The organism is Nonomuraea sp. NPDC049750, assembly GCF_040659625.1.
Lineage (GTDB): Bacteria > Actinomycetota > Actinomycetes > Streptosporangiales > Streptosporangiaceae > Nonomuraea.
In genome coordinates this window covers 24,913-50,583 of the sequence record NZ_JBFANB010000050.1, presented here as the reverse complement: position 1 = coordinate 50,583, position 25,671 = coordinate 24,913, and the positions used below count along the sequence as shown (strand labels likewise).

Here is a 25,671-nt window from a genome sequence, read left to right as displayed (position 1 = left end):
GCGACTCATCCGTTTGAACCGAATTGCTAGAGGTTTGCGAGAACCGTCTCGATGGGGCCTCTGGCGCTTGGAATGAGATCTAGATCGAGAACCTCGTCTCTCTCGAACCAGCCGTACTTCTCGATGAAATCATCCTCGTCGTTCCGGCTCATGTCCACATCCCCAGCGCTCGTCTCACAGAGCCGGGCCACGGCTATGACCGTCGGGGCGTCCTGTTCGTTGCCCAGCCGCCATGACCACAGGGCCAGCGGACGCCCAGGTGACACATCCAAGCCCACCTCCTCGCGTACCTCGCGAACAAGCGCGTCATCCGGCGATTCATCAGGCTTCATACGCCCGCCCGGCAACTCCCATCTCCCTGGCTGGTGCGGGTCATCCTGACCCTTCCTGATCAGGAGCAGCCTTCCTTGCCACTCGATCACGGCTTTCTGTGCGAACTGCACGTACATCAGATCCTCCGCAAAACCCATGGGTGGTCTCGTGGCCTTGAGGTCCTCCAGGAAACTCACCCTCCTGAGGTGCACGGCCTCTGCCTCCGGATCGCGAGCGGCCGCCAATTCGGCACGCATCTCACGATCACGATTCAGAATGTCCTCGTTCTCGCCGGCGCTGATTCCGGTCGGCACCGATATATATTCAGCGGCATAGTCAAATGCGGACATCAGATCACACGTGATGCCCTCGACAGCCGTCACCAGCTCAATATTCGCCGATCTCTTGTACGCGGACACGCGATCGCGCCGAATCGGTCGGTCGAGATTGTTCCACAGCTCGGATATCGACGCAGCCGATCGGGCCTCTTCTCGGCGGTAAAACTCGAGGGCGGTAGCCGACCACCTCAATTCTGTGCGATCGCACAGCGGCGCCAGAGCAGCCTCCGGATCCGTGACCAGATCTTCGTAACGCAAGGTGAGCCAATGATCTTCGCCGACAATCTCGCGTGCTGTCATGGCCGCTTCCTGGTCCTCCAACCAGCGCAAAGCGATAGCTCTTGGCTCCTTCGGACCTATCGGGGCCCGGGAAAACGAGGCGGCCACGTCGCGTGGATCTCTTACGAGGTGCAGATAAAGAATGGGCAGGCCGGAGTCGATGAGCTGATCAATGAAGTGGACATTCTCCAGACACTTGCTGACCCACACCTGCTTGCCGAAGTATCGGGCGTGCGCATCGTAAAAGGCTAAAACTGCGTTAGCCAGTGTAGATCCGCCCATCTCTGCTAAAACAGCCCGTCTCCGATCCGGTATACGTGGCCACGCGAGAGCATTCATATCGACAAGCCGGCCCATGTCCTCAGCCAGGCGCCCCTGGTTCGAAGGCACGTGCAACGAGCCGTACCGGCTGGTCAGGCTTTGGAAGTCCCTCAGCTTGTGCGCCGAAGGCGGCGCGAAGACGCCCGGGAGTGACCCCAACAGCAGGCGAAGCAGGTTGGATCCGGAGCGCTGGGTCCCGACGATCTGGACACGCCTCATATCGAGCACCTCCGTACGTCCGGCAACACCTCGCGGAGAATCCCGGCAGCGACCTCCGGAAGCAGCGGGTTGAGGTAGATCCCCAGGCCCAACTCCATGCCACCCGGCCGCTTGAGCGTTCTCTCGTCCTTGTGCAGCGGGACGAGCTCCACCCGCAGGTGGTGAGAAGTGTCGCCCTTGGGGGCCTGCATCACGTTGATCAGATAAGGCGGCATCTCGCCATCGTGGGTCAACCGACACAGCTGCAGGCCGGTATGCAGGCAGTCGGCCATCGACGTGATCTCCTTGGCAGACAGCGACGCCAGATCCGGCCGATGCGCCCTCGGCATGATGATCATCTCGAAGGGCAGCCGCGACCACGGAGGCACCTGAACGAGGACATGGTTCGTGATCATCACCGTCAGGTCTCGCCTAGTGACGGATTCGCACACAGCACACGAATCAGCGGCCGGCGCGAGAGTCAGGCGCCTCGGAACGAAAGGGAGTCCGATGAGCTGACCGTGCGGATGAGCGACCGTCGGACCGAAGTGGTCCCCCACGGACTCGAAAGCGAAGACCGCCTTCACCGAAGAACGGTCAAAAAGCCGCGAGGTCTTGATGGAGATCAGCTCCAGGAACTCCCGGGTGACCTCGGCCGGGAGATCGCCCAGCCTCTGGGAATGGGAGTTGCCGTACACGAGCACCCAATGCAACTGCTCCTGCTCAGGGGAATGCGGCTCTTCCAGGGCAATCATGGGATGCTTGCTCGGCAGCAGGCGGGGGCCGCTCGCCATTGCCACGTCTTCCCCGCTGGGGCAGAATGGACATTTGGCATTTAAGTCGGCATGGGGGCGGATATCGGCCTGCGGCTCCAGATTGCGACGGCCTGGCACGCGAAACAGCCACTCATGCTCGACGGGACTCCACATCGCCGTTGGTTCGCTAGACATGCGTCGCCCTCAGCCTTCACGCCTCACGACCAGCCTGCGGCACATTCAGCCTTGAGTGTAGCAACCGACCGGTATGTGTAAAGCGGAACAGAAAATCAACGCCCAGCCTCGCTTGGACTTGGCTCGCCTTGATATGGTCAGTTATGGCCTACCTGATCAAGGACCAAGCGGCAGGCATTCAGGGCATCGACGACATCGTCGCATCGAATGGGACACCAGTCTCATCGGTTGATGATGTCGATCAGTTGCAACTGTGGAATGGGCATCATCGTAAATACTGGAACAACGATGAACGAATGAGTCCGGCTCCGCTCGCCCGCCTTCTCGCCGACAGCCTCGGCCGCGGCCAACGGATTCTCGAACTGGGGTGTGGCAGCGGGAGAGATGCCGTCTTCCTGCAGGAACAGGGACACACGGTCATCGCGACAGACTTCTCAGAGTTCGCCATCGATGAGAACATGCGCTTTCAGGGTGCGTCCGGAGTCAGCTTTTTTGTCCAAGACCTGCGAGCGCCCTTGGCTTTTCCGGACAGTGCGTTTGACGCGGTCTACGCACGACTTTCCTTGCATTATTTCTCCGACACGGTCACCCGGAACATCTTCCGCGAGATACACCGTGTGCTACGCCCGGACGGAAGAATTCTGTTCACCTGCAGGTCCACCGACGACCCGCTCTATGGCGAAGGCGATGAGCTCGGCCCTGACCTCTTTCGAAGCGAGGGCCAGGTCAGGCATTTCTTCAGCGAAGAATACACCCGGCGCGTCCTGGCCGAGGAGAGCTTCACGATTGACAGCCTCATGCTACGCGACGAGCTCATCTACAATCATCGCGCCAGCGTCGTGCAAGGCTTCGCACGCCGCTCGCAAGGCTAAGAACGCAGTTTTTTCCTGGCATTGAGCAATTGGTCCCGGACCGAGAGGGCATCGGCCCAACGAACGGAATCACGCCAGTTCCATACAGCCTTGGACCCGGCCACTTGGGAGACCAAACGTCGGAGGTATTGCGTGACACAGGCGGGGGCGTGCACTCCATAAGCAGGACCTGCATCCCGGCCGAACATGAGGTAGGCACGGCCGGCCAGGCTTTCGAGCGCGTCCTCATATGAAGTGAACGACTCGACATTCGGGTAGTCGTGAGCGACGAGTGGGAAGATGTCGACGCCTCCCGGGACCAAGTGCAGGTGGGCGTGGTCGATGCACGCTCCCGCATGCCGCGCGAAACTCTCCGCGCCATGCTCGAAGTAGGTGATCGTACCGTACACATCCCTGAGTTTCGATTCAGCGTCACGTTTGACCACTTGGAGTTCGTCGCGTTCGGCTTTCGAGAGGCCCGCAAGTGAGGGCATATGGCGATCGGTGACGATGAGCAGGTGCCCTTCCGCGAGCGGCGCGGTGTCGAGAACGACTGAGAACGATTCAGTTCGGAAGATGACCTCATCGCCATTTTCGGCGTGAAACAAATGCTCCCAAACGGGCGATCGCCCCTCCGCCAACAGGACGCAGAAAGGGCAATCGAGAGTCCCGTCAAAGATGACCATGTGACACCACCCTAATGAGGATATCGGCCGTCCGACTTCGATCTGCACTTGTCGATAGTTACTCTGATACGGGGCGATGCGACCTCAGGAATAGTACTCAGATTGCCACCTTGAGATGGCTCGGGGGATATATTTGTCACTTCCCCGGCAGCTGAATTGCGATGACGCAAATGATGGCAACGCCGTCGGACGGCGCCGACCAAGGCCACCATCAGGCCGTCCACAGGATAAACAAGGGGCTATAGCACTTCGGGTAAGCATTCACGTTGTCCGCACGGGGCAGGGCCGAAGCGTTCTCATGTTGTAAGACCGTGAGCTGGGCGTGTGTGATCCGCGGCCTGTCTGGAGGGGCAGGGTGCGCATCACTCGTTCGATCGCGTCCAACGCCTGCCGGGCCGGACACGTCTGGGGCAACGGGGTAGGCGTCAGACCCTCGCACGCCGTCCGGGTCGGTGACGAGGTCCGACTGCGGCACGAGGGCCACGAACGCATAGTGTCGTCTGCCGGATCATCACCGAGCGCGTCGGCGCCACTGCGGCCCGCCCCCGGAAGGCTGCCGGCGCCGTCACCGCAAGCGACCGAGACCAGGCATGGATGAAACCCGCACGGTGCGGATGTTGAACCCTTCGCACGCGAGTCGGCCGACCTAGGGACGGATGCCATGCCTCTTGAGGGTGAGTACGAACCCAGCACCTCGCAGTGGGTGCGTGAGCAAGTGGAGCTGTACGAGAGCTCCGGCGGTACCAAGGGCACGACCTTGATGGACACGGGATTGCCCGTCGTTGTGCTGACCAACCTGGGCGCCGCGAGCGGCAAGATCCGCAAGACGCCACTGATGCGTGTCGAACACGAAGGCCGATACGCCGTGGTCGCCTCGCAGGGCGGCGCTCCCAAGCACCCCGTCTGGTACTTCAACCTCAAGGCCGAGCCCCGTGTGGAGCTTCAGGACGGCCCGGTCAAGCAGGACATGAGGGCCCGTGAAGTGACTGGCGCGGAGAAGGCCGAGTGGTGGCAGCGTGCGGTGGCGGCGTATCCGCCGTATGCCGACTACCAGAAGAAGACGGATCGGGAGATCCCGGTGTTCGTGCTGGAGCCGGTCGAAGTCTGACCGCAGGGAAAGCCTGCCCCACTGGACGCGTGCCACCGCGTCCACCAGCACCTGTGAGTCCCGCCGCGCTCGTCCTCGCGGCGGGACTCGTGCGTGCCTCTTGCGGCGGGTTCTCACGGGCGGCGCCACCTTGGTGATCGCTCCGTTCGACGCCCTTTGATTAACCGGGACAAGCCTGAATCGTCTACTTGGCGCCGCGTCCGGTGGCACGCCAGTCCAGCCCGTGCTCGAGGGCCAGAGGGAGGCCCAGCATCCACGCGGCCGTCGGTCCCCGGACATATCGTGATCCAATGGCTTTATCCGATCTCGATCGCGAGATGGTCCTGGCGGCTATCGAGGAGTACGACCAGCTGGGCCGCGACGCCTTCCTGCAGCGGTACGGCTACCGAGAAGCACGCGACTACTTCATCATCCGCAACGGCCGCCGCTACGACTCCAAGGCCATCGCCGGCGTGGCACACCGCGGTGTCGACGGGCATCCGCTTCGCGCTTCGGAGTTCTCCGGAGGGGCCGCAACGGTCGGCAGGGCCCTCGGCCACCTGGGATTCCTCGTCACTTCGCGCGAAGACGCGTCGCCTGCCTCGGCATTCCTCGAAATGCTCAGAAATCTCGACACCGCCGTCTCGAACGGCCGCCCTAAACGGCACCAGCCGCTCACCTTGCTGTGGGCCCTCGGCCGCGCCGCACACCGAGCGGAACGTCTTGTCCCTTGGGATGCCACACGCGCCGAGATCAGCGCACTCATCAGAGAGTTCGGCCTGCCGGGCGACCGCCCCACTCCTGAATACCCGGTCTTGAAGCTCACGCACTTCGGGTTATGGACGCTGCCCGACCACCCGGAACCGCCTCGCCCCAGCGGCAGCCCACCGCTGGCGTGGATGAGCCGAACCCAGCCGGTCTCCGGTCTACGCGAGTGGGTGTACGACCTGGTGAGAAAGGACCAGGCGGTACGGTCTCAAGCGAGCGCGTACCTCTTGAGCACGTACTTCCCAGACGTGGATCAGAACGCGTTGCTCGTACGCGTCGGTCTGAGCGACCTCGACAATGAGCCACTCCCGCCGCACGACGACCTACGTACGCCGGAACGCCGCCCGGCCACGGTCAAGAGGATCGTCCGGGACAGCGCGCTCTCACTGCTGATCAAGACGCTGCACGATCAGACCTGCCAGATGTGCGGGGTCCGGCTGCTGCTCCCTAACGGACCGTACGCCGAGGGTGCGCATATCCGCCCGCTCGGCAGCCCGCACGACGGCTACGACGTGATCGGCAATCTCCTCTGCCTCTGCCCCAACGACCATGTGCTCTTCGACCAGGGCGCAATCATCGTCCAGGACGACCTCACGGTGATCAACCGGCTCACCGGCGAGTCGAGGGGCCGCTTGCGCACCGTTCCCGGGCACGACGTCGATCCGCAGTATCTGACGTACCACCGCAGTTTGTACTGACTCATAACACGTGCTCAGCCGACGATCGGAGTTGTCGGATCTCTCAGCCACGAGTCTCCTGCGACGAACCCAACAGTCGCGGCCGAGGTGAGGCACGAACATAAGCTGGCCTCGCCCGAGATGATCAGCACCCACATACGTTCGGCCACCTCGCGGCGCCACGGGCCGGCGTATGACTCGCGAGGAGACGACGCCTGGTCCCTGCGGCGGATTCGATAGACGCCGCCGCAGGCCAGGAGCTCGTAAACGATCGTGGTGCACGAGCAGGTGTATTCGAGGATCCGAGAGCGGGACGGGTTGTCCGTGGTCCACTCCAGGAGAGTCTTCGGGCCGTCTGTCCGGTGAGGTGGGTGCGGAGCGAGTCCAGGGCACGGCCATGTCTTCGTCACCAGACTTGTGGGTGGGGCCAGGACGTCAGCCGCTCGCATCGAGTCCGCCATGGCCTCAACGCGCCTCATCCAGTCCTCCAGGCTGCTGCCCGATCTTCAGCAGGGCCCAGACGATCTTCCCGCCGGTGCTCGGCCATCGACAACCCCACTCTGCGGCTGTCTTGTCGACCACCTGCAGCCCTCGTCCGCCCACCTCCGAGGCGCTGGGATGACCGATTCTCGGCGGCTTAAGGCTGGGATCCCACACCTCTATGACCACGTCATTGGCCGTCCGGTGGAGGGCGATCCACACGTGCCGATCACACCCGGCGAGCATCCCGAACGTCTCGATCTCTGCTTCCGGAGCAATTTCGCATAGTTCGACGGCTTTTATGCCATTGGTCACCAGCTCGCTACCGATGAGCCGGGCGTCGTCGATCAGCTCCTCGCATCCCCAGCTCTCCAGTACCAGCGCGACATACCTACGCGCGATCGACACAGATACCGGAAAAGCCGGCAGCTCAATGCAGTTGTGTTGATTCGCACCTTTCTTCGCCGCCCCATTAATATCGTGACCTCGACAACGGCCGCGTGAATCCACACCCGCTGAGGCCGGCGATGCCTGTATGTCCCGTTCATGCCCCGCACCGCCTTCCGCCTGCCGATCAAGCTCCGGATGTACGAGCCGGGCGACCTCTCTACGAGCTGAGCAGTGCGCGTCCATCTCGCCGACCACCTCCGCATGGGACTGGAAATCCGTTCACCGCACGCGACGGAAGCCCTGTCTTTCGTTGCTGCGTGGAACCCAAGCATGAGCAATATCGGCGAACAGCAGAGCCTCCACCTCACGAAACTGGACGACAAAAGGAGGCGCAAAGCCTGTATTATCTGTCACGCACCTGTCGTTCTATTACTGCAGCCCGGGATATTCCATGGGCGACTGGCATGATGATCGGAGGGCAGGGTGGATACCGACAACAGCGATCAGATGTCACCTCGGGCGCGCTTCGCTTCCGACCTGGAGCGCTACCGGAAGAAGGCGAAGCTTTCTCAAATATCACTAAGCGTCCGGATGCGATGTCATACCTCTCTTATCAGCCATGTCGAACGAGGGCGCCGTACGCCGACACTGGAGTTCGCCGAAGCGGCCGATCAGGCTTTCGACCTTGACGGGCATTTCGCAAAGCTATATAGGCAAATAACCCATTCACCCGCCCTCGGTTGGTTTGCACGCTGGGTGGAGGAGATAGAGCCGCAGGCGGTCATCCTTCAGTCGTGGGATCCGCTCCTGGTACCCGGACTACTCCAGACCCCGGAGTACGCGCGAGCGATCTTCTCCACGACGTCCCCTCCCGACCGGGCAGAGGAACGGGTTCAGGCTCGTACGCGACGCATGCAGATCTTCGACAGTCCCACCCCGCCGGTCTTCCTGGCATTGATCGAAGACAGCGTGCTGCATCGTCCGATCGGAGGGTCAGAGATCCTCTTGAACCAGCTTCGCCACCTGCAAGAGCTCTCACGGCATCCACGAATCACTGTCCAGCTAGTGCCTACCGCTGCTGGTTGCGTGGCTGGCACGATGAGCGCGTTCGCGCTGGCACGTCTCCGCGACGGCTCTGAGGTTGTCTCAGCCGACTCGGTCCTGTCTGGCCATGTCACCGGCGATCACGATGCAGTCGCGCAACTCAAGGTGAGATATGACAACATCAGAGCGGACGCACTTCCACATACAGTGTCGCAACAGGCTATAGAGGATGCGATAAAGAAATGGGCGAACTGAACCTTGACAAGGCGGAGTGGCGCAAGGCGACCGCCAGCGGCGACAACGGCCAATGCGTTGAAGTGGCAACCAATCTGCCCAACGTCGTAGCGGTGCGCGACAGCAAGAACCCCACCGGGCCTTCCTTGATCTTCACGCGCGATGAGTGGGCTGCGTTCCTACACGGAGCGGCCCACGGCGAGTTCGACCTCTGATCTTTAGAAGGCCCTCACAGGTTCACGGTTTGTTGCGCGGAGGCGGCATCGGCATAGCGGGGCGCTGCCCGACGGTTGCGGCCTTTGGGGCAGCGCTGCTCAGGGCTTGTCGACCGTCACCTGGCACGCGCCGTACGGGCCGCTGCTCTTCACCTCCCGCACCACCTGGCCGTCGATCTTAATACGGCGGGTGCCGATGCTATGCACCCACAGGTACAGGTACGGCCGGCTCCCGTCCTAGTAGCCGATCAATCCCCGGCCGCCGTCTCCAGCACGAAGACGGGGATCACGCGATCGGTCTTCTCCTGGTATTCGGCGTACGGCGGATACGCGGCGACCGCGCGCTCCCACCACTCGGCCTTCTCGTCTCCAGTGATCTCACGGGTCGTCATGTCCTGACATACGGACCCGTCCTGGAGTTCCACGTGCGGGTCGGCCTTGAGGTTGAAGTACCAGACCGGGTGACTCGGGAAACCGCCCTTCGAGGCCACGGCCGCGTACCGTCCCTCTTGCTCCACACGCATCAGCGGGATCTTGCGGATCTTGCCGCTCTTCGCGCCGCGCGTCGTGAGAATGACGACGGGCAGTCCCGTGTCCCAGAGCGTCGTCCCCTGCGTGCCGTCCGAGCTCTCATACAGCTCGACCTGTTCGCGCACCCACTGCGCCGGACTCGGCTCGTACTCGCCCTCAAGAGGCATCGCGTCCATCCCATCCTCGCCTACGGATGAAGTTGCACAGTTCAACACCACCGCGCGAATTCATCCTCACCACGCTGCCAGCAAGTGTCCCGCCCGTGTGGGAGAGGCTCGGCCAATAAGAAGCGGGATAGAACATAGGCCGCCACGAGCATGGGCCTGGGCGAAACTGAGCTGGTACGTTGAACATGCGCGAAGGCAGTGAGGACACCGTGGGCGGGAAGTCACGTACGCGACTAGAGATACGATCCCTCCTCCTTGGGCTGGTCTTCGGATTTGGCACGAACTTAGTGACCGCCAACCCGGAAACCTGGCCGCAGCCACTACCACTCGTCGACCGCTATGCGCCTGCGTGGCTGGTCCTCGGCGTCTCTGCCGCTCTTGGCTACGAAGCGATCGGGCGTCTGCGGGAGAAGCGGCGCATCATGTGGCAAGGGCCGGGCAGCCCATATGCCGGCCTTTCCCCTTTCACGGTTGATCGTGCCAAGGTCTTCTTCGGCCGCGACATCGAGGTTGCCCGGATTATTTCGAGACTCACCAGATCGGGCATAGATCCGTCGTGGCGGCTCATACCGCTAGTGGGTCCTTCCGGCAGCGGAAAGTCCTCCCTGATCCATGCAGGGCTCCTGCCGCGCCTTTCATCCCGTTGGTCCGTCCTGGGGACGATCCACCCCGGCTCCAGCCCGTTTACAGCACTCGCCGAATGCCTGACACGAAAAGAGCCCACGCCTGGACTTCCCCACGCTCAGGTTGTCGCCCGTACGGCCCGGCTCCTACGCGAAGAGGCAAGCCGGCTCGACGCCGAGCTGACAGCCGCGCCCCGGCTCGACGCTCTGCTCTCTGCCCTCGCGGCCTCCCGCGATCGGGGTGACCGGACCCTCCTTGTGATCGACCAGTTCGAAGAGCTGGTAACGCTCACTTCCCCGCCAGAGCGAAGCTTGTTCTTGAGCCTGCTCTATGCGGCCTTGTCCTCCGACCTGTCACTTCACATCGTGGCAGCCCTCAGGCCGGAGGCCCTCTCGGAATTCGACCAGCACGAGCATGGCCCTCTCTTCGTCCGGCCCTTCAGCATCAATCCACTGGATGATCAGAAGCTCCGCGAAATCGTCGTCAAGCCGGCCGCGGCGGCCGGATTGGTGATTGAGGATGAGGTGCTCGATCAGATGCTCGCTGAGGCCACGGTAGGCGACGCCCTGCCGCTGCTCAGCCATCTTCTTGAGCGACTCCATACAGATTGCGGGCAGGACGGTGTCGTCACGGCCGATGCGTTCAACCGAGCCGGGCGAGTGGTTGGCGCCATAGCCAGGCACGCCGAAGAGGTACACCAAGGGCTACGTGTCGTCTACAGCGACGAGGAGATAGACAGGACATTGCTTCGCTTCGTCATCTGGGGCGACCGCGAGCCTGTACGCCAGTCGGTGGCACGGCAAGACCTCAGCGAGACCTCCCAGCGCGTGGCAGAGGAGTTCCGCGCTGCCCGCCTGATCGTGGACGTCGACAACGGCAGCCGCCTCGATCTAGCGCACGACGCCCTGATCCGGCAGTGGGACTATTTCCAGCGCCTCATCGCAGGCTCCGCTGACGAGCTGCGACGCTTGAAGATCCTCGGGCTGCGAGCAGAGGAGTGGGTGACGTCGGGAAGATCGCGGGACTATCTCTTGCGCGGGCAAGTGCTGAGCGAGAGTACCGAGCTCCTCAGCATCTTTCCTGAGTCAAAAACGGTCCGGGATTACCTCGAAGCCTCGCATGACGACGCGAAGATCGACGTATCTCTGCAGGCAACCGTCGTCGCCGAACGAGCTCAGGCCATTCGGGACCAGGACCGCTTGCTCGCCATCGCACTGGCCAAGGCAGCCGTGGAGGAGTTGTCCCCGTCAGAGGAAGCAGTGCTGGCCTTGTGGGGCCTGATGGCCCGCCCCACCCTCACCCGTATTCCGATCGGCCACAGCGACAGCATCCTCTCGCTCGCATGGCTTCCTGACGGATCAGGGCTGATATCCATTTCTCGCGACGCGTCCATCTGCTCATGGGACCTTCATGGAAACCGCATCAAGTACGACACACTTCCGCACGACAAAGCGGGCGGGCAGCTCCAAGACGCCAAATTGTCCAGGAACGGCTCACGGGCCATCACGGAGCTTGAGGACCATTCTTCGTCGCTCTGGGACATGGAGAGCATCCGCGAACTCGGTCATAGCGCACTAGACCCGCTCACGTCGATGGACTTGGAGAAGTGTGAGTGGTCCCCTGATGGGAATCTCCTCGCCGGTCAGGTCGGGTACAAGGACATCCTCATCTGGACTGTCCGCTCCACCGCCCCCGAAGACGGCAAGCTACCGGGCCGGACCATCCCGGCTCCATACGCCCAGCGCCTCGCCTGGGCTCCAGACCAGTCAAGACTCGCCATTCTCAGCGACGAACAACTTCTGTTGATCGATCCCTCGGCCGACCAGGAAACGCTGAGCGTCAGCGTGGACCGGCCCTGCGACATCGTCGCATGGAGCCCAGACAGCCGATCGCTTCTCGTGGCCGAGCGTCCCAAAAGGCGCCGCAACATGCGTGTCAGGATCATCGCGGCGGACACCAGCCACGACGTCCATTCGTGGTGGTCCAAACCCGCGAGCGCCGTCGCGTGGTCACCTGACGGCTGCTTCCTCGCAGTCGCCGTACAGCCACGCCATATGAACCTGTCAATGGCGGAGCTCGAGCGCATGTCCGACGACGACCCCGGTCAGCTCATGGAAGGTTTCATTGAGCTCTGGGACGTCGAAGGTAACGTCCTCCGGCGCAAGCCCATGGAGGATGAACACTTCACGTCTCTCTCCTGGTCTCCCGATAGCCGTCTCCTCGCGTTCTGCACGGAGTTCGGAAGCAAGGCAGCCATCTGGGATATCGGCAACGACGAGATCTTCCCGACCTTGAGCACCCGGATAAGGGCAGCGTCATGGTCACCCGACCACTCCCGAGCAATCGTCGCGTGGGGACTCGACCCAGGCCAGGTCTACCTCGCATCCGGCTCACCCGACCAAGACTCCCTGGACGTGCAGCAACTCGCCGGCGACGGGGACGTCGACCGCCGACAGATCACCTGGGCCTCCGACTCCAAAAGGGTGGCGCTGGCCCGAGACAGCATCGAGATCTGGAACAGCCACACCGGGCGCTGCGAGGGCCGCCTGAACTATGAACCGTCAATGTTGAGCGAAATGGCCTGGTCCCCCGACGGGCGATACCTAGCGGCCTCGAGTCATGACTGGTGGCTGGCAGAAGACAGTCAGGTCACGGTCTGGGACGTGGACACTGGGCGACCGGCGGCAACGATGACGCGGGCCGACCCCCATTTCGGTGCTGTCACCTGGTCACCGGACGGTTCACGGATTGCAGGATGCGACGGCGCCGATACCGTCCGCATCTGGGCCGCCCACACAGGCGACACCGCTCTATCGATCGAATGCGCGCCGCAGCGCGCAACCGCCTTGGCATGGTCGCCCCACGGTGGGCTGCTCGCCGTCGGCGCTGAAGATGGTCAGACCCGTCTCTGGGACACGCAGACCGGTGACCTCAGGCACAGCTGCCTCGGTCACGAATCTGCCGTAGAACTGCTCGCATGGTCATCCACAGGCGCTTTCCTCGTAACCGCAGCCGACACCACGGTTCGCCTTTGGTCTCCGGCCACAGGGAAGGCGTTAGCGATTCTGGACGCCAATGCGAGCGTTTTTCTCGATCTCACCTGGTCTCCTGACGAACGACGGATCACCCTCATCGCTGGAGATAACACGATCCGCACATGGACAATGCCTGATGACACTGAGTCGCTCTTGCACCAGGCCAGCGGTTTCCTCTTGCCTACGCTCATCCCTCAAGACCGCAGTCGGTACGGCCTCCCGTGACTATTGCTCCCTGATACTTCGCGGCGGGCAGCGATGCCATCCCTGGCAGCGCAGCGACCCCTCGGCGCCACCCACTGCTTCTGTCCGTCACGCACCGACTCGACATCGCAACGCCTTCCGGTGCACCCCATGCGGCCTCCATGACCTGCCTCCGCCTTCGCCAGCACGAGTTCGCACAGCGCCTGAGCTCGGCGTCCTGAGAACCGACATCAGTACGACGCGGCGATCCGCCAGCCTTCCTCGGGCATATCCACTAGCAGAAACGATCTTCGGGCTGCACAATTCCGTACGTGAAGGCATATGTCGGAGTCACTGACGGCGACTGGTATCGCTTCCTGGCGGCGCGCCCAGCGATTACAGAGGCCAACTTCTGGCGTCCCTCGGGCAGCACGAGCTTCCGCGCGCTGCGTCCCGGCGAGCCGTTCTTCTTCAAAACTCATCATCCGAGCAGGCACCCGGTCGGAGACTTCCCGTACGACCGGGTGATCGGCGGCGGCATTTTCGAGTCCTTCGAGCCGCTTCCCCTGTCCGAGGCGTGGAAGATCTTCGGTGAGGCCAACGGCGCCGACAGCCGGGAGCAGATGAAGGAGAGGATCAGCAAGTATCGTCAACGCCCCATAGCCGCGAGCGAGGACCCGGTCATCGGCTGCGTCCTGCTTCGGGACACTCGATTCTTCGATACTCCAGCGGACCCACCTCCTGACTTCGCCCCTAACATCGTTCAGGGCAAGGGCTACGACATGTCCGCCGGTTCCTATACCGGCTACTTCACCGACCTCGTGGCCCGCCTGCTCGGAGACGGCGCTGCCGACGTGTCACAGCCGTGGCGGCGCGAGGGCCCCGTCTTCGGGGATCCCCGCCTGGCCCCCCGGCGTCTTGGCCAGCGCGCCTTCAGGGCTGTGGTCCTCAACGCCTATGGGGGACGCTGCGCCATCACCGGCTCGACGATCCGCCCGGTGCTGCAAGCAGCCCATATTCGCCCGGTCACACGCGGAGGCGAGCACCGTCTGGACAACGGCATTCTGCTGCGTTCGGACGTGCACACCTTATTCGATCAGGGATATCTCGCGATCGATACGGACCACCGGCTGCTGGTCAGCCCGCGTTTACGCGAAGAGTTCGGGGTCGGCGACGAGGTCTACCGGCACGCAGGGAGCACGGTCACCATGCTTACCAACGCAGCCGACCGACCCAGCCAGGAATTTCTGGAATGGCATCTGAATGAGGTGTTTCTCGCAGCACCCAAGTCTACAAGGGATGTACCTAACTGATTCACTGTTACGGCTATAGGCAAGGCTAGCCAGACACTGGAATCGTCTGTGACACATTCGGACGATGGCATCGATGTGGGTCGGGCTTGTGTTGAGGATCCCGGCTAACGCTGATCGACACGAGCGCTGGCATCGGACTGAGTCATCTGCCGGATGGCGGGCCATCAGGTTTGCACTTGAACATCTCGGCGAACCGCCGCTGAGCGATTTCCATGAGCTGAACGAGGTCGTGGTCCTGATCTCGTGCAGAATTCTTCTTGACGGTGATAGCGATGAGCGAGTTGTTGGATCCGCAGCGGAACCAGGCTTCCACCGTCCGGTACGGATTGGCCCGCACCTCGAAGTCAGCGATCAAACCCTTACCCAGTTCCTTGGGAAGTTCGCTCGGATTGCTCTTCTCCGCCCATCCGAGGTATTGCTCGATGGTTCTCCGGGAGCCTGAGACCTCGTAACGTGTGATGAACAGGCTCTGCTCTTCGTTCGAGATGCCGCAGTCATACGCGACAGGGTCGCGTTTGTCACCACTCGTCTTGTATGAACCGGCGTATCCCGTCAAGTCGGCCACCGCCGTCTGCGGGATGAAATAGCAGAGGTAGGGAGGCTGGTCGGCCACGGACCCCCGTACGGGCCGAGAATTAGGCGTCGGAGAGGCCACGGGTTTGTCCGGCGTGCACCCAGCGATCACCGTGAGGGCGACAGCCGCGCAGAGCCCTACTAGGCGCCTACTCATTTGATCGCAGCCTTGACATCGTCACGGAATTCCTTGGCCCCTATAGAGGCACTCTGCTGTGCTTCCTTGAAATTGGCCGGCACCGTGGTTTTGTCAGTTAGCCAGCTCATGAACCTTTCGTATTCGTCCTTGTTCATGTCGCGCGGATCCTTCACCCGCGGCGGGTCGCCGGTCACGAAGGATCCCTTGAGATCCTGGTGGTCATAAGCTCCATGAGCCACAGCGGACGATGCGAGCATCTGTTTCACCAACTCTTGGGCGGCTATGTCATTCGAGGCGGCATCACCGAAGGCCTTGACCGCCTTTCCACCAGCATGGCCGCTCTGCTCCGCGAGCCAGTCCCCGGCCTTCGTGTAGCCGTCCTGGACGAAGGTCTCGTAGATGCTGCTGGCCGCCTTGAGGCCCACCTTGCCAACTTTGTCGGCGAAGGGGATTGGGACGAGGCCGATCCCGTCCTGGATCATCTTCCGCAACTCCTCGTCCGCGGCGTCCGCCTCCTTGCCTCGGCCGACGAGTGCCATCCGGCGTGCCTCCACCAGATGCCCCAGCGCTGTGGAGTTGAGCGCAATCACATTGTTCAGCTTCTTCCCGTCCCCCATGGCCAACCCTTGATCGACCTTGCCCCTCATGTCCGCGATCTCCCCGCGAAGCAGGGCCTGGTAACCCTTGTCGTCGGAGGCCACATCGAGCATGGCGAGATCGAGGTCGGCCGGGCTGAAGCGCGCCGTATTCTTCCCCTCGACATTTCCCGTGAGCTCGTCGTCGGCTGGCCGCTGCTGGTTCCAGAAGTAGGAGAACACGACGTCGTCGGAGTGCTCAGCCAGGATGCGGCCCATGTTGTCGCGGATGCCGGAGAGCCGATCGAGTTCCGACGGGTTCTTAATCTCGATATCCCCGGCGTCGTTGAACGACACCTGCGGCTTCACCTCGTCGGCGAGTATTTGGGTGGCTCTGGCGGCCAGTCGCTTGGAGTCGGCATCGGTGCCCTTCATGGCGGCTTCCATGGCCTCACCCAGCGATTCGCCGCGATCGCCCATCTCCCACTGCGGGCGCCGGTCGCTCATCAGGTACTTCAGCAAGTCCTTGTCGTCGAGCAGGGTCTGGGCGCGCTCACGCGACGTGCTCGCGACCGTCATCAACGCGGCGATTGGGTCAGCGGCGCCGATGGCGGTGGAGCCCTGGAACGGCAGCGTGTCGATGGGAGCGGGCAGGTTGTAGGCGTCGGTGTCCTTGGGCAGGAATCGTGCGCGATGCTCTTTCAGGTAATCGCGGTCCCAGCGGATCATGTCCTGGCCGATGGTCTTCATGAACCACTCGCTGTAGGCCTGTTTCGGCGCCGCCGCGAGGATCTGGCCGAGTGACCAATATCCGGGGTTCGTTAGCCCGCCCATGTCAGGAGCCGCTATCTCCGCGCGTCCCTGCTGCTTCAGCTCCTCCGCAAATTTCCGGCCGACATGCACGTTCTTGGTCACGTCGGTGGCTGTGGCGAGCGCCTTGCTCAGCATGGACAGGACGTCACGGTTCTGCCGCCGGATGGCCTCCGCCGAATCGCGATCGGCGTTGAGCGCCTTGCGCACCTGGGTCCCCATGGCGGCGGGGATCGTGAGGAGACCCCGCGGGCCGAGTTGCTCGATGAGGGCGGTGGCGAACTGCGGGTCAGACAGCCGCCACTTGTAAGCGGCGAGCTTCTGCAGCGCGCTCGCGTCCCCGCGTGCGGTGGCGGCGAACAGTGGAGCCGCCAGCGCCGCCTCGGCACGTACCTTGGCCGGGATCATTCTCGACTCGTCGATCCGGGTCAGCCCAGGAGCGACGACCGCGCCGGGGAGCGGGTTGCCGAACACGTCTACGTCGACCTTCTCGGCCTCGTACGCGAGATCGCGCCGCCGGTAGAGGTCGGGCGCCTGCTCGGTCAGCCACTGCCCTATCCGGCCGATCGCCGCCACCCCGGGGTGCGTGAGTTCGACCTCGTTCAGAATGGCCCGAAGCTGGGCGGCACATTCGGCCAGACCTTTTCCCGCATTTTGTACGCCGGATCCGAGCTGGTGCATTTCTTTGGGGTCAATCGAGGAGAAAGTCATTCGTCTCTCGGCCCCATCGCAGTCAGATTGGAGATCGTTTCGTCGAGATGCTCGATGACCCCGCGAAGCCCCCGCCACAGCTCCGCACGCTGATGAGTCAGGTCAGCGCCGAATCTGTCGGCGACCGGCCCCGTCCACGTGCGTCCGCTCGACATTTGCAGCAGCGGCCGGTCCAGGGAATGCCAGTGCTGGTCCGAAATTTCCTGCGCGCGGCGCAACGCGTTCATCAACTCGGCACGAGTAGCCATGAAGACCTCCCACCGAAGTGGTACGCAAGCCGCACCCCTCAAGTCTCAAATTCGCTCCGATTCACTTTGCCACGCCGCCATTCCCGGCGTCATGCCGCCGGGCGGAAACGGTATTCCTGTCAGCCGAGCCGTCGATCTAGACCGCCAGGGCTTGCCTTGTCTTCGGGGTGGGGAGGAGACGGGAACATCCCAACTGACCGCCACGGCCAGGAACCGATCCCGCCGAAGTAGGCCCGCGATCACGATCGTCCAGGGACCGGATTGACTCTCGGGTTACCGGAGGTCCGATGGTGGTGTGGTGGACGACGACAAGTTGATGACAATCGGCCGGTTCGCCCGGCTGACCGGGTTGTCGGTCGGCACGCTGCGGCACTACGACGAGGTCGGCCTGCTGTCGCCGGCATCGGTGGATCCCGCCACCGGGTACCGCCGGTACCGCATGGCGCAGGCCGAGCGGGCACGGCAGATCCGCATGCTGCGATGGGACGACCTGCCGATCGAGGAGATCCGCCAGGTCATCGACGACCCAACCGGAGCCACGACCCGCCAAGTCCTGGCCCGGCACCAGCGCCGCCTGCAACGTCAGCACGATCTGCTGACCGCCAGGATCGGCGACATCATCCGCTTCCTGCAGGAAGGAATCACGATGCCCATAGTCCAGGCCGGTTGCCGGCCCGTCCAGATCAAGATCGCCGTTGACGACCTCGACGCTGCGGTCGCGTTCTACGTCAAGGCGTTCGACTTCCGCTACGACGTGGCTCGGCGCACTCAGGAAGCGGATTACTCCGCGTTCCTGTTCGGCACATACGGTCAGGACGACTTCTTCCTGGTACACCTCATCGCCGGCCAGGAGCGCATGGACCAGCCCGGCACGTCGACGTTCGGGCTGCTGACCGCGGACATCGACACGTACCACGCCCGCGCCATCGACGCCGGCGCAACCGAGGCCGTTGCCCCGCACGACGCCGAAGGAATGCCCCGCTGCTCGGCGATCCGTGACCCCAGCGGCAACTGGATCTGGCTCGACCAGGCCTGACCCATGGGATCAGCCTCCTGCCCCGAAGCCTCGGGGGCGCGGGCAGGCGCGCACACTACGTGGTAGACCTTGTCCAGCAACTGCACGGAGTCGCGCCGACGAGTTTCGGGTGGCCAGTAGACCGAGAGATCGGGAGAATCGGCTGCCGTGAGGATGGGCATCTACGGTTTCGAGCCGACCTTCCTGGTCGGGATCGCCGCGATCCGCGAAGAACACGGATCGCGGCTGGCTGCGCTTGCCGGGCGTCGTCTGACAGGGTTTGCGGTCGTACGTTTCGCCGAGGATGGGGATTGGTTCGCCGAGTGCCCGGTCGTCCTGGACTTCGACGGCATGCGGGTAGAGATCTGCCACTGGAAGCTCGACGAGCTGTCGATCGGCTGGGACGCTATAGACGTCACAGCGGCGATCACAGGCTGGGAGTGGCTGGAGTTGACGCCTGAGTGGTCGTGCTCCGACGAACGACTGGAGTCGTTCGTCGGTCAGGAACTGTCCCAGGTCGCTCTGCTCGAGTGGCGACCTTCAAGCCTCGACCTGGCGGACGGCACCGTTGCCGTGGAGTTCGTCTTCGATAGCAGTCGCTTCCAGATCGTCAACAGTCTCGACGAGAACGGCATCGACGTCGGCGAAACTCATCCGGATTTCGTGCGACATCGGCTGAAATGTTGAGTTTGATCAACATGGCTTGGGGTTGATCTCGATAATCGGCAGCAGCGTCGTCGGCGCGGGCACCCACACCCCGAGTTCGATCAGGGCACACGGACCGTGCTGGCCACCGCCAAGCGCATTGGCGACGCCGGCAGCGAGTTGCGGGCCCTCCACGTGTTCGGCCGGGTGCTGTTCGCGAGCAACCGGCTCAAAGAAGCCGGGGAGCAGTTAAGGATTGTGCAAGAGCTCTCGGTCGAGCGCACGGAGAAGGTCGTCACCGATGACGTGATGAAGGCACTGGTCGTCGTAGTAGGCCAGCAGCACCGCGCCAACGACGAGGGCCTGTTCTTCCGCCGCTTCCGCACGGATAAGGCCACCCCGCATGAGATCGCCGAGCAAACTGTCAGCACCTTCTTCAAACAGCGCGCGGCCACCCCGTAGTCACCGTGCCTGACCGGTAAGGATCTGCATCCACAGCGTCCGTGCAGCGCAAGCGGACATCCAGGCACTTTCAAGGACGTCCGCGGGCTCATCGAACGGGTAATGCCGTACGAACCACAGGCCGCCGGCCGTGCAGAGCTCGAACATCGGGTACCTACACGCGCACGTATGACCGCGAACCCGCAAGCGATCAGCGCGGGGCCGGACCGGCGTCCACTCCACTTCGACGGCCCCTGCCTGCGGAGCCGCCACATGCGGACCGTGATAGTCAAACTGCGGAGGCAGACAGCTCATGACCTCACCGCCATCCGAGTCTGATCCTGCAGCAACGACACGAAAGTCTCCGCATCGTCCGCACTCACCGTCTGCCGCAAACCCCTGTCGATATCGGCATCCCTGAGACGGACACCACGCAAGGTCGCGTAGAACACACCCGCATCGCTACAGAACAGCGACCAAGCCGGGAACGCCGCTCGAAGAACGTCAAGGTCGTAGCGCTCGTGAGAACCCTGTTCAGGTGACATGCGACGACCGTAGAAACCGTAGCGTAAGCGAAGAGACACACTCTGTATCCCTTCGCTCCTGTCAGATCATCAGGCCGATATGGTCCGCGAGTTCCCGTGCCTGCGGCCGTAGAGCGGCCGGGCCCGTCTCGCACAGGTCAAGGGTCATCCGGCGCGCGTAGCCGTTGTAGCGGATGGTCTCCGGTGCAGCTTGGTGCGCGAGCTGCAGCGTACCGAGGACCGCCGCGTGATCTCGCTGCAGCAAGTGGGCGCGGGCCACCTCGATCAGATGCCGACCACGTCGCGGACGGGACGGGATAGGTACGGACTCGGCATGGTCGCTCTGCCGCGCCGACTCCCCACCCTGATGGAGCTCAACCGCGATGGTGACGGCGTGTGGACGCATGATCACCCGTGAGAACGAGGTCCACGGCTGGTAATAATCGTCAGGGAGCCGATCCGCGACCCGCGCCGCCTCATCCCAATGCCGCCACGCATCACCAATGTCGCCGGTACGTGCCGCGGTGAACGCCAGCTCGAACAACAACGCCCCCCACATGGCGAGCAGGTCCGTGCCCGGGTCGTCCATGTGCGACCCGATGGCCGCCATTCCCTGCCTGTTGATCTCATGCGCGGTGTCGAAATCGGCGGCCTCCCGATGCACCTGAACAAGGAACCACAACGCACACGACAACGCCAGCGGATCCTCTGACTCCCGCGCGGCGGCCAGCGCCCGGTCGGCCACCCGCCACAACAGGTCCGACGCGGGCTGGTAAGCGACGAACATCTGAGTCAGACCATAGGTCTCCGCGAGCAGCGCCTGAGCGGTGCGCCGGTGCTCACCTCGGTACATCCAGGCGGCCAGCTGGGCATCGCGAATCAGGTCGGGCAGCAAATCACCGAGGGCAGTGCGGTGATCGGGAGAGGCATGCCTGATCCGCCACGCCGCATCGAGTCGTGCCCGAAGGCTGGTGAGCGGCTGCACGGTGCCGCGCGGCTGGATCGGTACGGCGTTGACGGCCTCCCGGACAGCGCTCAGCGCCGGATGGCCGGAACCGGTGAACATCCGCATAGGTATGGACTGGTCGCCGGTGAGCTCGCTCAGGTCGCGAACGCGCAAGGCCTCAGCGAGCTGCAGCAGGATCGGCAGCCGGGGATTCTGCTGACGCCGGCCATGCTCGACTGCCTTCAGCCAACTCTCGGACTTGCCGACCAGGCCGGCGAGGACTTCACGGGTCATGCCGCGACGCTCACGCAGATATTGAATGCGCTGGCCGATAGTGCGTACCGGTTCACTGGAACCGTTGGCGTCGTCCACAGCCTGCCTCCCGGAAGGTGACATTCTCAGGCTACGATGCACCTCCTTGTGCCTGCCAGCGAACGACTGACGTGCATGTCCTGGAACAGGACAATAGGGACAGGACAAGATCGATGATCGATCTCAACCTTCTGTTGATGTTCGACGGTTTGGCATCGGCCTGATGCTTTACACGGTGCCTAGATCTCGTAGTCGATGTGGCCGCTCGCTTGCAGCCGGTTGACCTCCTTGATGATGGGGCGGGGGTGCACCGACAGCAGCTCGCCCTCGAATAGCACCCGTAGCTGGGTGTTCACCAGGACGACTGTGACGACCTTGCCCCGGTGCACCTGGCCAACCTGGACCTTGCAGCCGACCACCTTGATGCTGCCATTACTGGACATCACCCGTTCCACCTGCGGAAAGTCATCGGGGGCTGCGGGGAGCTTGCTCGCCAAGCGGACGCTGTGCAGCCGGCCACGCAAAGCCGGAGCTGGCGGGCTCGCTTTGGTGCGCACCAGCGCTCCATCGGCGATCACCTGGACGGTCTGCGCGTCGGTGCGCAGCGTCACCCGCTTGCCGGCTAGCGGCAGGCCGACGCTGAGCAGTTCGCCCGCCAGCCCGACGCAGTCGGCGTTGTTGACTTGCCGGTCGACCTCCACTACCACATCGGCCGACAATGGCCCGGCAGGCTGCGCCATCGCCGGAGACGGCCGCCCCGCCCGCCCGCCGTCGGCCATCAATCGGCCCAGATCGGCCCTGGTGAGCGTCACCGGATGTGTCTTGAGCCGCTCCTCGCCGACAAAGACGTGCATGGTGGTGCTGCTGGCCCAGATCGTCACCTGCTGCCCGGCCCTTGCCCGGCCGAGCCAGATCTGGCGCCCGCACGCGCCCAGGTTGCCGCTCGGCAGCACTATGCGCTCGAACTCCACCGCTACCGGCACCGCTGCCGTCGGCATGGCGTGACCGGCAGACGCCTCCGGTGCCCAAGCAGGGCGGTCAGGCGTGGCCGGTGCGCCTGGCAGCGCCGCCAGGTCGGCCGGCAGGCGCAAGGCCGGCTCTTCGTTGCTGCGCTTGTCGGCCTGTACTGCCCGGCCGGTGACTGGCTGGCCGGGGTGGCCATGTCCAGCGCCCGATACGGTCGCATCGTGTTGTAGTCCTCGATCCAGGCATCGAGGTGCCAGTTGCGCCTGTTCCGGGCTGTCGAATGGTCGGTGAACGTCCAGGAACTCTTCTCGCACCGTGCGATGCCAGCGTTCGACCTTGCCGGTGGCGGTCGACGAGCGTGGCTTGGTGCTTCGTGTGGTGATGCCGTTCTCCCGGCAGATCCGCTCGAACAGCACCTCACTCGGCCGCGGCTGAGTGAACCGACCGGTGAACTGCTTACCGTTGTCGCTCAGCACCTCCTCCGGCACCCCGAACCTCCGCAGCGCCCCGGCGAAGGCCCGACACACCGCCCGCGCCGACGCGCGCTTCACCAGCTGCGCGATCACGATGAACCGCAAATGGTCATCGATGCCGGAGATCAGCTTCAGCTCCCGGCCGAGGCAGCCCGGCGGCGATCCCGTTCACGGTCAGCCAGAAGGCGCGCTGGCCCGGCCAGCGGTCGTGCACTTGCAAGAATGCGGCTGTCCAGCGCGTTCGCCAGCCGGATGAGCACCTGGACCGCTCGGCCGGCGACCGGTAGCAGACGCTGACCTGGATGCTGATCTGAGTGTCGTCGCAGGTGATGCTGACGCCGCTGACGCTGACGCGTCCTGGCAGGTCGGCAGGCCACAAATTGGTACTCACGTAACGGCAAGAACAGCCTTGGTGAGCCAGGAGATCTAGGCTATGTCGCCAAACCGATAGGGCAGGAACGCAGCATGGCTGTGAAATTCTGACCTGACAGCAGCTCACATCTATGTGACGCTCCGATCATGGCGAAGTCGAGCAGCGAGTGGTTGAACAAACTTTATTATGGGGACAATTTAGACGTGCTGCGGGAGTGCGTCGCCGACGAAAGCGCCGATTTAATTTATCTCGACCCACCCTTCAATTCGAACCGCTCATACAATGTCCTCTTCAAGGACAAGTCAGGCGAAGATTCGCCTGCGCAAATTGAAGCCTTTGATGACACATGGACATGGAGCCACGAAGCTGAGGTGCTGTACGCCGAGATGACGGCAAGCTCCGCACCAAACAAGATAAAAGATGCCCTTGAGGCGATGCGGAAGCTGCTCGGCGATAATGACGTATTCGCCTACTTGGTGATGATGACTGCTCGCCTCATTGAATTGCGCCGCGTCTTGAAAATGACAGGAAGTTTGTATCTACACTGCGATCCGACGGCCAGCCATTATCTGAAGGTCATAATCGACTCACTATTCGGCGCTGCTAATTTTCGCGGTGAGGTCATCTGGAAGCGTACGGGCGCTCATGGCGCAGCCAAGCGATATGCGCCAGTCCACGATGTTATTCTCTACTATTCTGCCTCTTCGGACGTCACCTGGAACCGCATCTTCCACGGTTACCGTGAGGAGTATTTGAAGACTAAGTACGGCCGTTGGGATCAACGCGGCCGGTATCAAACGGTTACTTTGATGCCCTCCGGAATCCGAAAAGGGGCCACCGGGGGAATGTGGAGAGGAATCAATCCAACGGAGAAGGGATTGCACTGGCGCTACCCTCCCAGTAAGCTTGACGAACTGGATGCGGAGGGAATGCTTGATTGGGGGAAGTCTGGGGATTGCATTCCTCGCCTCAAACGTTATCTGAACGAAGGTGAGGGCGTTCCACTCCAGGATGTATGGACAGACATAGCGCCCATCAACTCACAGGCAAGAGAGCGGCTGGGCTATCCCACCCAGAAGCCACTGGCGCTTTTAGAACGCATCCTAGAGGCGAGTAGCAATCCTGGCGATCTGATTCTGGACCCTTTCTGTGGGTGCGGTACAGCCGTTGACGCTGCTCAGAAGCTTGGCCGTAAATGGATTGGAGTCGACATCACGACTCTCGCTATTGATCTGATCGATGCGCGGCTCCGGCACGCATATGGTGAATGGATCACAACGAGCTACGAGATACTAGGCATCCCACGGGACATAGCTGGAGCCCGCGCCCTACTCTCCCGCTCTCCGTTCGAATTCAAGCGTTGGTGCGTCAGGATGGTGGAAGGCCGGCCGAATGATCGAAATGTTGGCGAAGGGGAGGTCGATGGCGTGATTCGAGTGCCCATTGATGTCGGCGACAGTTCGGATCGTATTCTTGTTTCCGCGAAGGGAGAGATGGCCGCGCCGTGGCAGGTCCGAGATCTCGTGAAAGCCGTTATCTCACAGAAAGCGGCAATGGGCGTCTTCATTACGCTGCGAAAGCCTACCAAAACAATGATCGAGACCGCTCAGAGGGCGGGGATATACACTTGGCCCCTGGGCGGAAAGAAGTATCCAAAAGTTCAAATAATAACCGTCGAAGAATTGCTCAAAGATAAGCGGCCGATGATGCCTCCAACTCTCTTGCCGTACTTCCAGACACCAAGACGCAACGACGATGACAGCGGCTAAAGGGGGAGATCGCCTGTTCGAGACCGCGCTAGCGCCCATCGACGCACACACTCTAAAGAAGTCCATGAAGACTTCTGAAGTCATCCTGAGCGCTGCTCGACAACTTGAAAGCCAAGCCTCCGAAGGAAGCTTCTGGCTTCAAATGCGACACCGATTTCCCCCCAAATGGCCTAGGGGCGCTCCCCAGTAGCTACGCGGGAGAGTTGCCGGTGCCGGACTTGCGCATACATCTATCCGTTATCTCAAGCAGTTGCCGAGCGCGGACACGCTTTAGCAGCTGGTAGACGCGGTGGCGCGGCCACGTCGGCTGCAGCGGAACACCCACTCCTGCGTGGGATGCCAGCGCACCCAGATAGGGAGGGCGCGAGTCGAACAGGAAGTGATCGAGTACGGAGGGCTGCTCCGCTGGAGACCGCAATATCCCGGTGGATGAGAACGGGGTGGAAAATCGCTGCGAAGGCAGCTGTC

22 protein-coding genes are annotated in these 25,671 nt (G+C 62.7%); 11 read left to right on the top strand and 11 right to left on the bottom strand.

The features are described 5' to 3' along the window. Window positions 1–26 precede the first annotated feature (26 nt). Complete coding sequence (locus tag AB0J16_RS56310; RefSeq protein ID WP_358556599.1) at window positions 27–1,469, bottom strand: sulfotransferase; 1,443 nt, start codon at window positions 1,467–1,469, stop codon at window positions 27–29. Further along, entirely contained in the window at window positions 1,466–2,398 is a 933-nt protein-coding gene (locus AB0J16_RS56305) for a hypothetical protein (protein WP_358556596.1), read from the bottom strand. Before AB0J16_RS56305 ends, AB0J16_RS56310 begins: the two co-directional genes overlap by 4 nt. A 143-nt stretch (window positions 2,399–2,541) precedes the next feature. On the opposite strand from AB0J16_RS56305, the gene AB0J16_RS56300 reads away from it, so the two are divergent. Then, window positions 2,542–3,270: a class I SAM-dependent methyltransferase gene (locus tag AB0J16_RS56300; protein WP_358556592.1), complete on the top strand. Its 729-nt coding sequence runs from the start codon at window positions 2,542–2,544 to the stop codon at window positions 3,268–3,270. Here the strand turns inward: AB0J16_RS56300 and AB0J16_RS56295 are convergent. Beyond that, window positions 3,267–3,935, bottom strand: a complete 669-nt coding sequence (locus AB0J16_RS56295) for an HIT family protein (RefSeq protein WP_358556587.1) — start codon at window positions 3,933–3,935, stop codon at window positions 3,267–3,269. The two genes, AB0J16_RS56300 and AB0J16_RS56295, sit on opposite strands and share 4 nt — an antisense overlap. A 661-nt stretch (window positions 3,936–4,596) precedes the next feature. On the opposite strand from AB0J16_RS56295, the gene AB0J16_RS56290 reads away from it, so the two are divergent. Together AB0J16_RS56290 and AB0J16_RS56285 are read left to right on the top strand one after the other, a co-directional pair. Then, the gene (locus AB0J16_RS56290; RefSeq protein ID WP_358556584.1) at window positions 4,597–5,043 is read left to right on the top strand and encodes a nitroreductase family deazaflavin-dependent oxidoreductase; all 447 of its coding nucleotides are present in this window, start codon (window positions 4,597–4,599) and stop codon (window positions 5,041–5,043) included. Window positions 5,044–5,333: 290 nt separating this feature from the next. After that, window positions 5,334–6,488, top strand: a complete 1,155-nt coding sequence (locus AB0J16_RS56285) for an HNH endonuclease (protein WP_358556581.1) — start codon at window positions 5,334–5,336, stop codon at window positions 6,486–6,488. 444 nt (window positions 6,489–6,932) lie between these two features. Here AB0J16_RS56285 and AB0J16_RS56280 read toward each other — a convergent pair whose 3' ends face one another. Beyond that, window positions 6,933–7,592: an ATP-binding protein gene (locus AB0J16_RS56280; RefSeq protein ID WP_358556579.1), complete on the bottom strand. Its 660-nt coding sequence runs from the start codon at window positions 7,590–7,592 to the stop codon at window positions 6,933–6,935. A 228-nt stretch (window positions 7,593–7,820) separates the two neighbouring features. Between AB0J16_RS56280 and AB0J16_RS56275 the strand changes: the two genes are divergently transcribed. Beyond that, complete coding sequence (locus tag AB0J16_RS56275; RefSeq protein ID WP_358556576.1) at window positions 7,821–8,636, top strand: helix-turn-helix transcriptional regulator; 816 nt, start codon at window positions 7,821–7,823, stop codon at window positions 8,634–8,636. Further along, entirely contained in the window at window positions 8,624–8,830 is a 207-nt protein-coding gene (locus AB0J16_RS56270; RefSeq protein WP_358556573.1) for a DUF397 domain-containing protein, read from the top strand. The genes AB0J16_RS56275 and AB0J16_RS56270 overlap by 13 nt, the downstream gene beginning before the upstream one ends. 248 nt (window positions 8,831–9,078) lie before the next feature. Here the strand turns inward: AB0J16_RS56270 and AB0J16_RS56265 are convergent, their stop codons facing one another. Continuing rightward, entirely contained in the window at window positions 9,079–9,528 is a 450-nt protein-coding gene (locus tag AB0J16_RS56265; protein ID WP_358556631.1) for a nitroreductase family deazaflavin-dependent oxidoreductase, read from the bottom strand. Window positions 9,529–9,815: 287 nt separating this feature from the next. On the opposite strand from AB0J16_RS56265, the gene AB0J16_RS56260 reads away from it, so the two are divergent. Both AB0J16_RS56260 and AB0J16_RS56255 read left to right on the top strand, forming a co-directional pair. Continuing rightward, window positions 9,816–13,412 (top strand): AAA family ATPase, encoded by a 3,597-nt coding sequence (locus AB0J16_RS56260; protein ID WP_358556570.1) that lies wholly within the window; start codon window positions 9,816–9,818, stop codon window positions 13,410–13,412. 290 nt (window positions 13,413–13,702) lie between these two features. Continuing rightward, a complete protein-coding gene (locus AB0J16_RS56255) occupies window positions 13,703–14,683 on the top strand; it encodes an HNH endonuclease (protein WP_358556567.1) in 981 nt (326 codons plus the stop codon). Between the two features lie 142 nt (window positions 14,684–14,825). Here the strand turns inward: AB0J16_RS56255 and AB0J16_RS56250 are convergent, their stop codons facing one another. From AB0J16_RS56250 to AB0J16_RS56240, 3 genes are all read right to left on the bottom strand, one after another. Next, complete coding sequence (locus tag AB0J16_RS56250; RefSeq protein ID WP_358556564.1) at window positions 14,826–15,296, bottom strand: hypothetical protein; 471 nt, start codon at window positions 15,294–15,296, stop codon at window positions 14,826–14,828. 113 nt (window positions 15,297–15,409) lie between these two features. Then, window positions 15,410–17,491 carry a hypothetical protein gene (locus tag AB0J16_RS56245; RefSeq protein ID WP_358556561.1) on the bottom strand — a complete coding sequence of 694 codons (2,082 nt, stop codon included), beginning with the start codon at window positions 17,489–17,491 and terminating at the stop codon, window positions 15,410–15,412. Next, window positions 17,488–17,739 carry a hypothetical protein gene (locus AB0J16_RS56240; protein ID WP_358556558.1) on the bottom strand — a complete coding sequence of 84 codons (252 nt, stop codon included), beginning with the start codon at window positions 17,737–17,739 and terminating at the stop codon, window positions 17,488–17,490. The genes AB0J16_RS56245 and AB0J16_RS56240 overlap by 4 nt, the downstream gene beginning before the upstream one ends. Before the next feature lie 298 nt (window positions 17,740–18,037). On the opposite strand from AB0J16_RS56240, the gene AB0J16_RS56235 reads away from it, so the two are divergent. From AB0J16_RS56235 to AB0J16_RS56225, 3 genes are all read left to right on the top strand, one after another. Next, window positions 18,038–18,775, top strand: coding sequence for a MerR family transcriptional regulator (locus AB0J16_RS56235; protein WP_358556555.1), 738 nt, complete (start codon window positions 18,038–18,040; stop codon window positions 18,773–18,775). A gap of 147 nt (window positions 18,776–18,922) precedes the next feature. Beyond that, window positions 18,923–19,441: a hypothetical protein gene (locus tag AB0J16_RS56230; RefSeq protein ID WP_358556552.1), complete on the top strand. Its 519-nt coding sequence runs from the start codon at window positions 18,923–18,925 to the stop codon at window positions 19,439–19,441. A gap of 96 nt (window positions 19,442–19,537) precedes the next feature. Next, window positions 19,538–19,861, top strand: coding sequence for a hypothetical protein (locus AB0J16_RS56225; RefSeq protein ID WP_358556549.1), 324 nt, complete (start codon window positions 19,538–19,540; stop codon window positions 19,859–19,861). A 290-nt stretch (window positions 19,862–20,151) separates the two neighbouring features. Here AB0J16_RS56225 and AB0J16_RS56220 read toward each other — a convergent pair whose 3' ends face one another. The 3 genes from AB0J16_RS56220 to AB0J16_RS56210 all read right to left on the bottom strand — a co-directional run bounded on the left by AB0J16_RS56220 (window position 20,152) and on the right by AB0J16_RS56210 (window position 23,187). Beyond that, entirely contained in the window at window positions 20,152–20,385 is a 234-nt protein-coding gene (locus AB0J16_RS56220; protein ID WP_358556546.1) for a hypothetical protein, read from the bottom strand. A gap of 61 nt (window positions 20,386–20,446) precedes the next feature. Beyond that, on the bottom strand, window positions 20,447–21,682 hold the full coding sequence (locus AB0J16_RS56215; RefSeq protein ID WP_358556543.1) for a helix-turn-helix domain-containing protein: 1,236 nt from the start codon (window positions 21,680–21,682) through the stop codon (window positions 20,447–20,449). Window positions 21,683–21,861: 179 nt separating this feature from the next. After that, on the bottom strand, window positions 21,862–23,187 hold the full coding sequence (locus tag AB0J16_RS56210; protein WP_358556628.1) for a DDE-type integrase/transposase/recombinase: 1,326 nt from the start codon (window positions 23,185–23,187) through the stop codon (window positions 21,862–21,864). 393 nt (window positions 23,188–23,580) lie between these two features. Here AB0J16_RS56210 and AB0J16_RS56205 point away from each other — a divergent pair, with 393 nt between their 5' ends. After that, on the top strand, window positions 23,581–25,203 hold the full coding sequence (locus tag AB0J16_RS56205; protein ID WP_358556540.1) for a DNA methyltransferase: 1,623 nt from the start codon (window positions 23,581–23,583) through the stop codon (window positions 25,201–25,203). Window positions 25,204–25,671 lie beyond the last annotated feature (468 nt).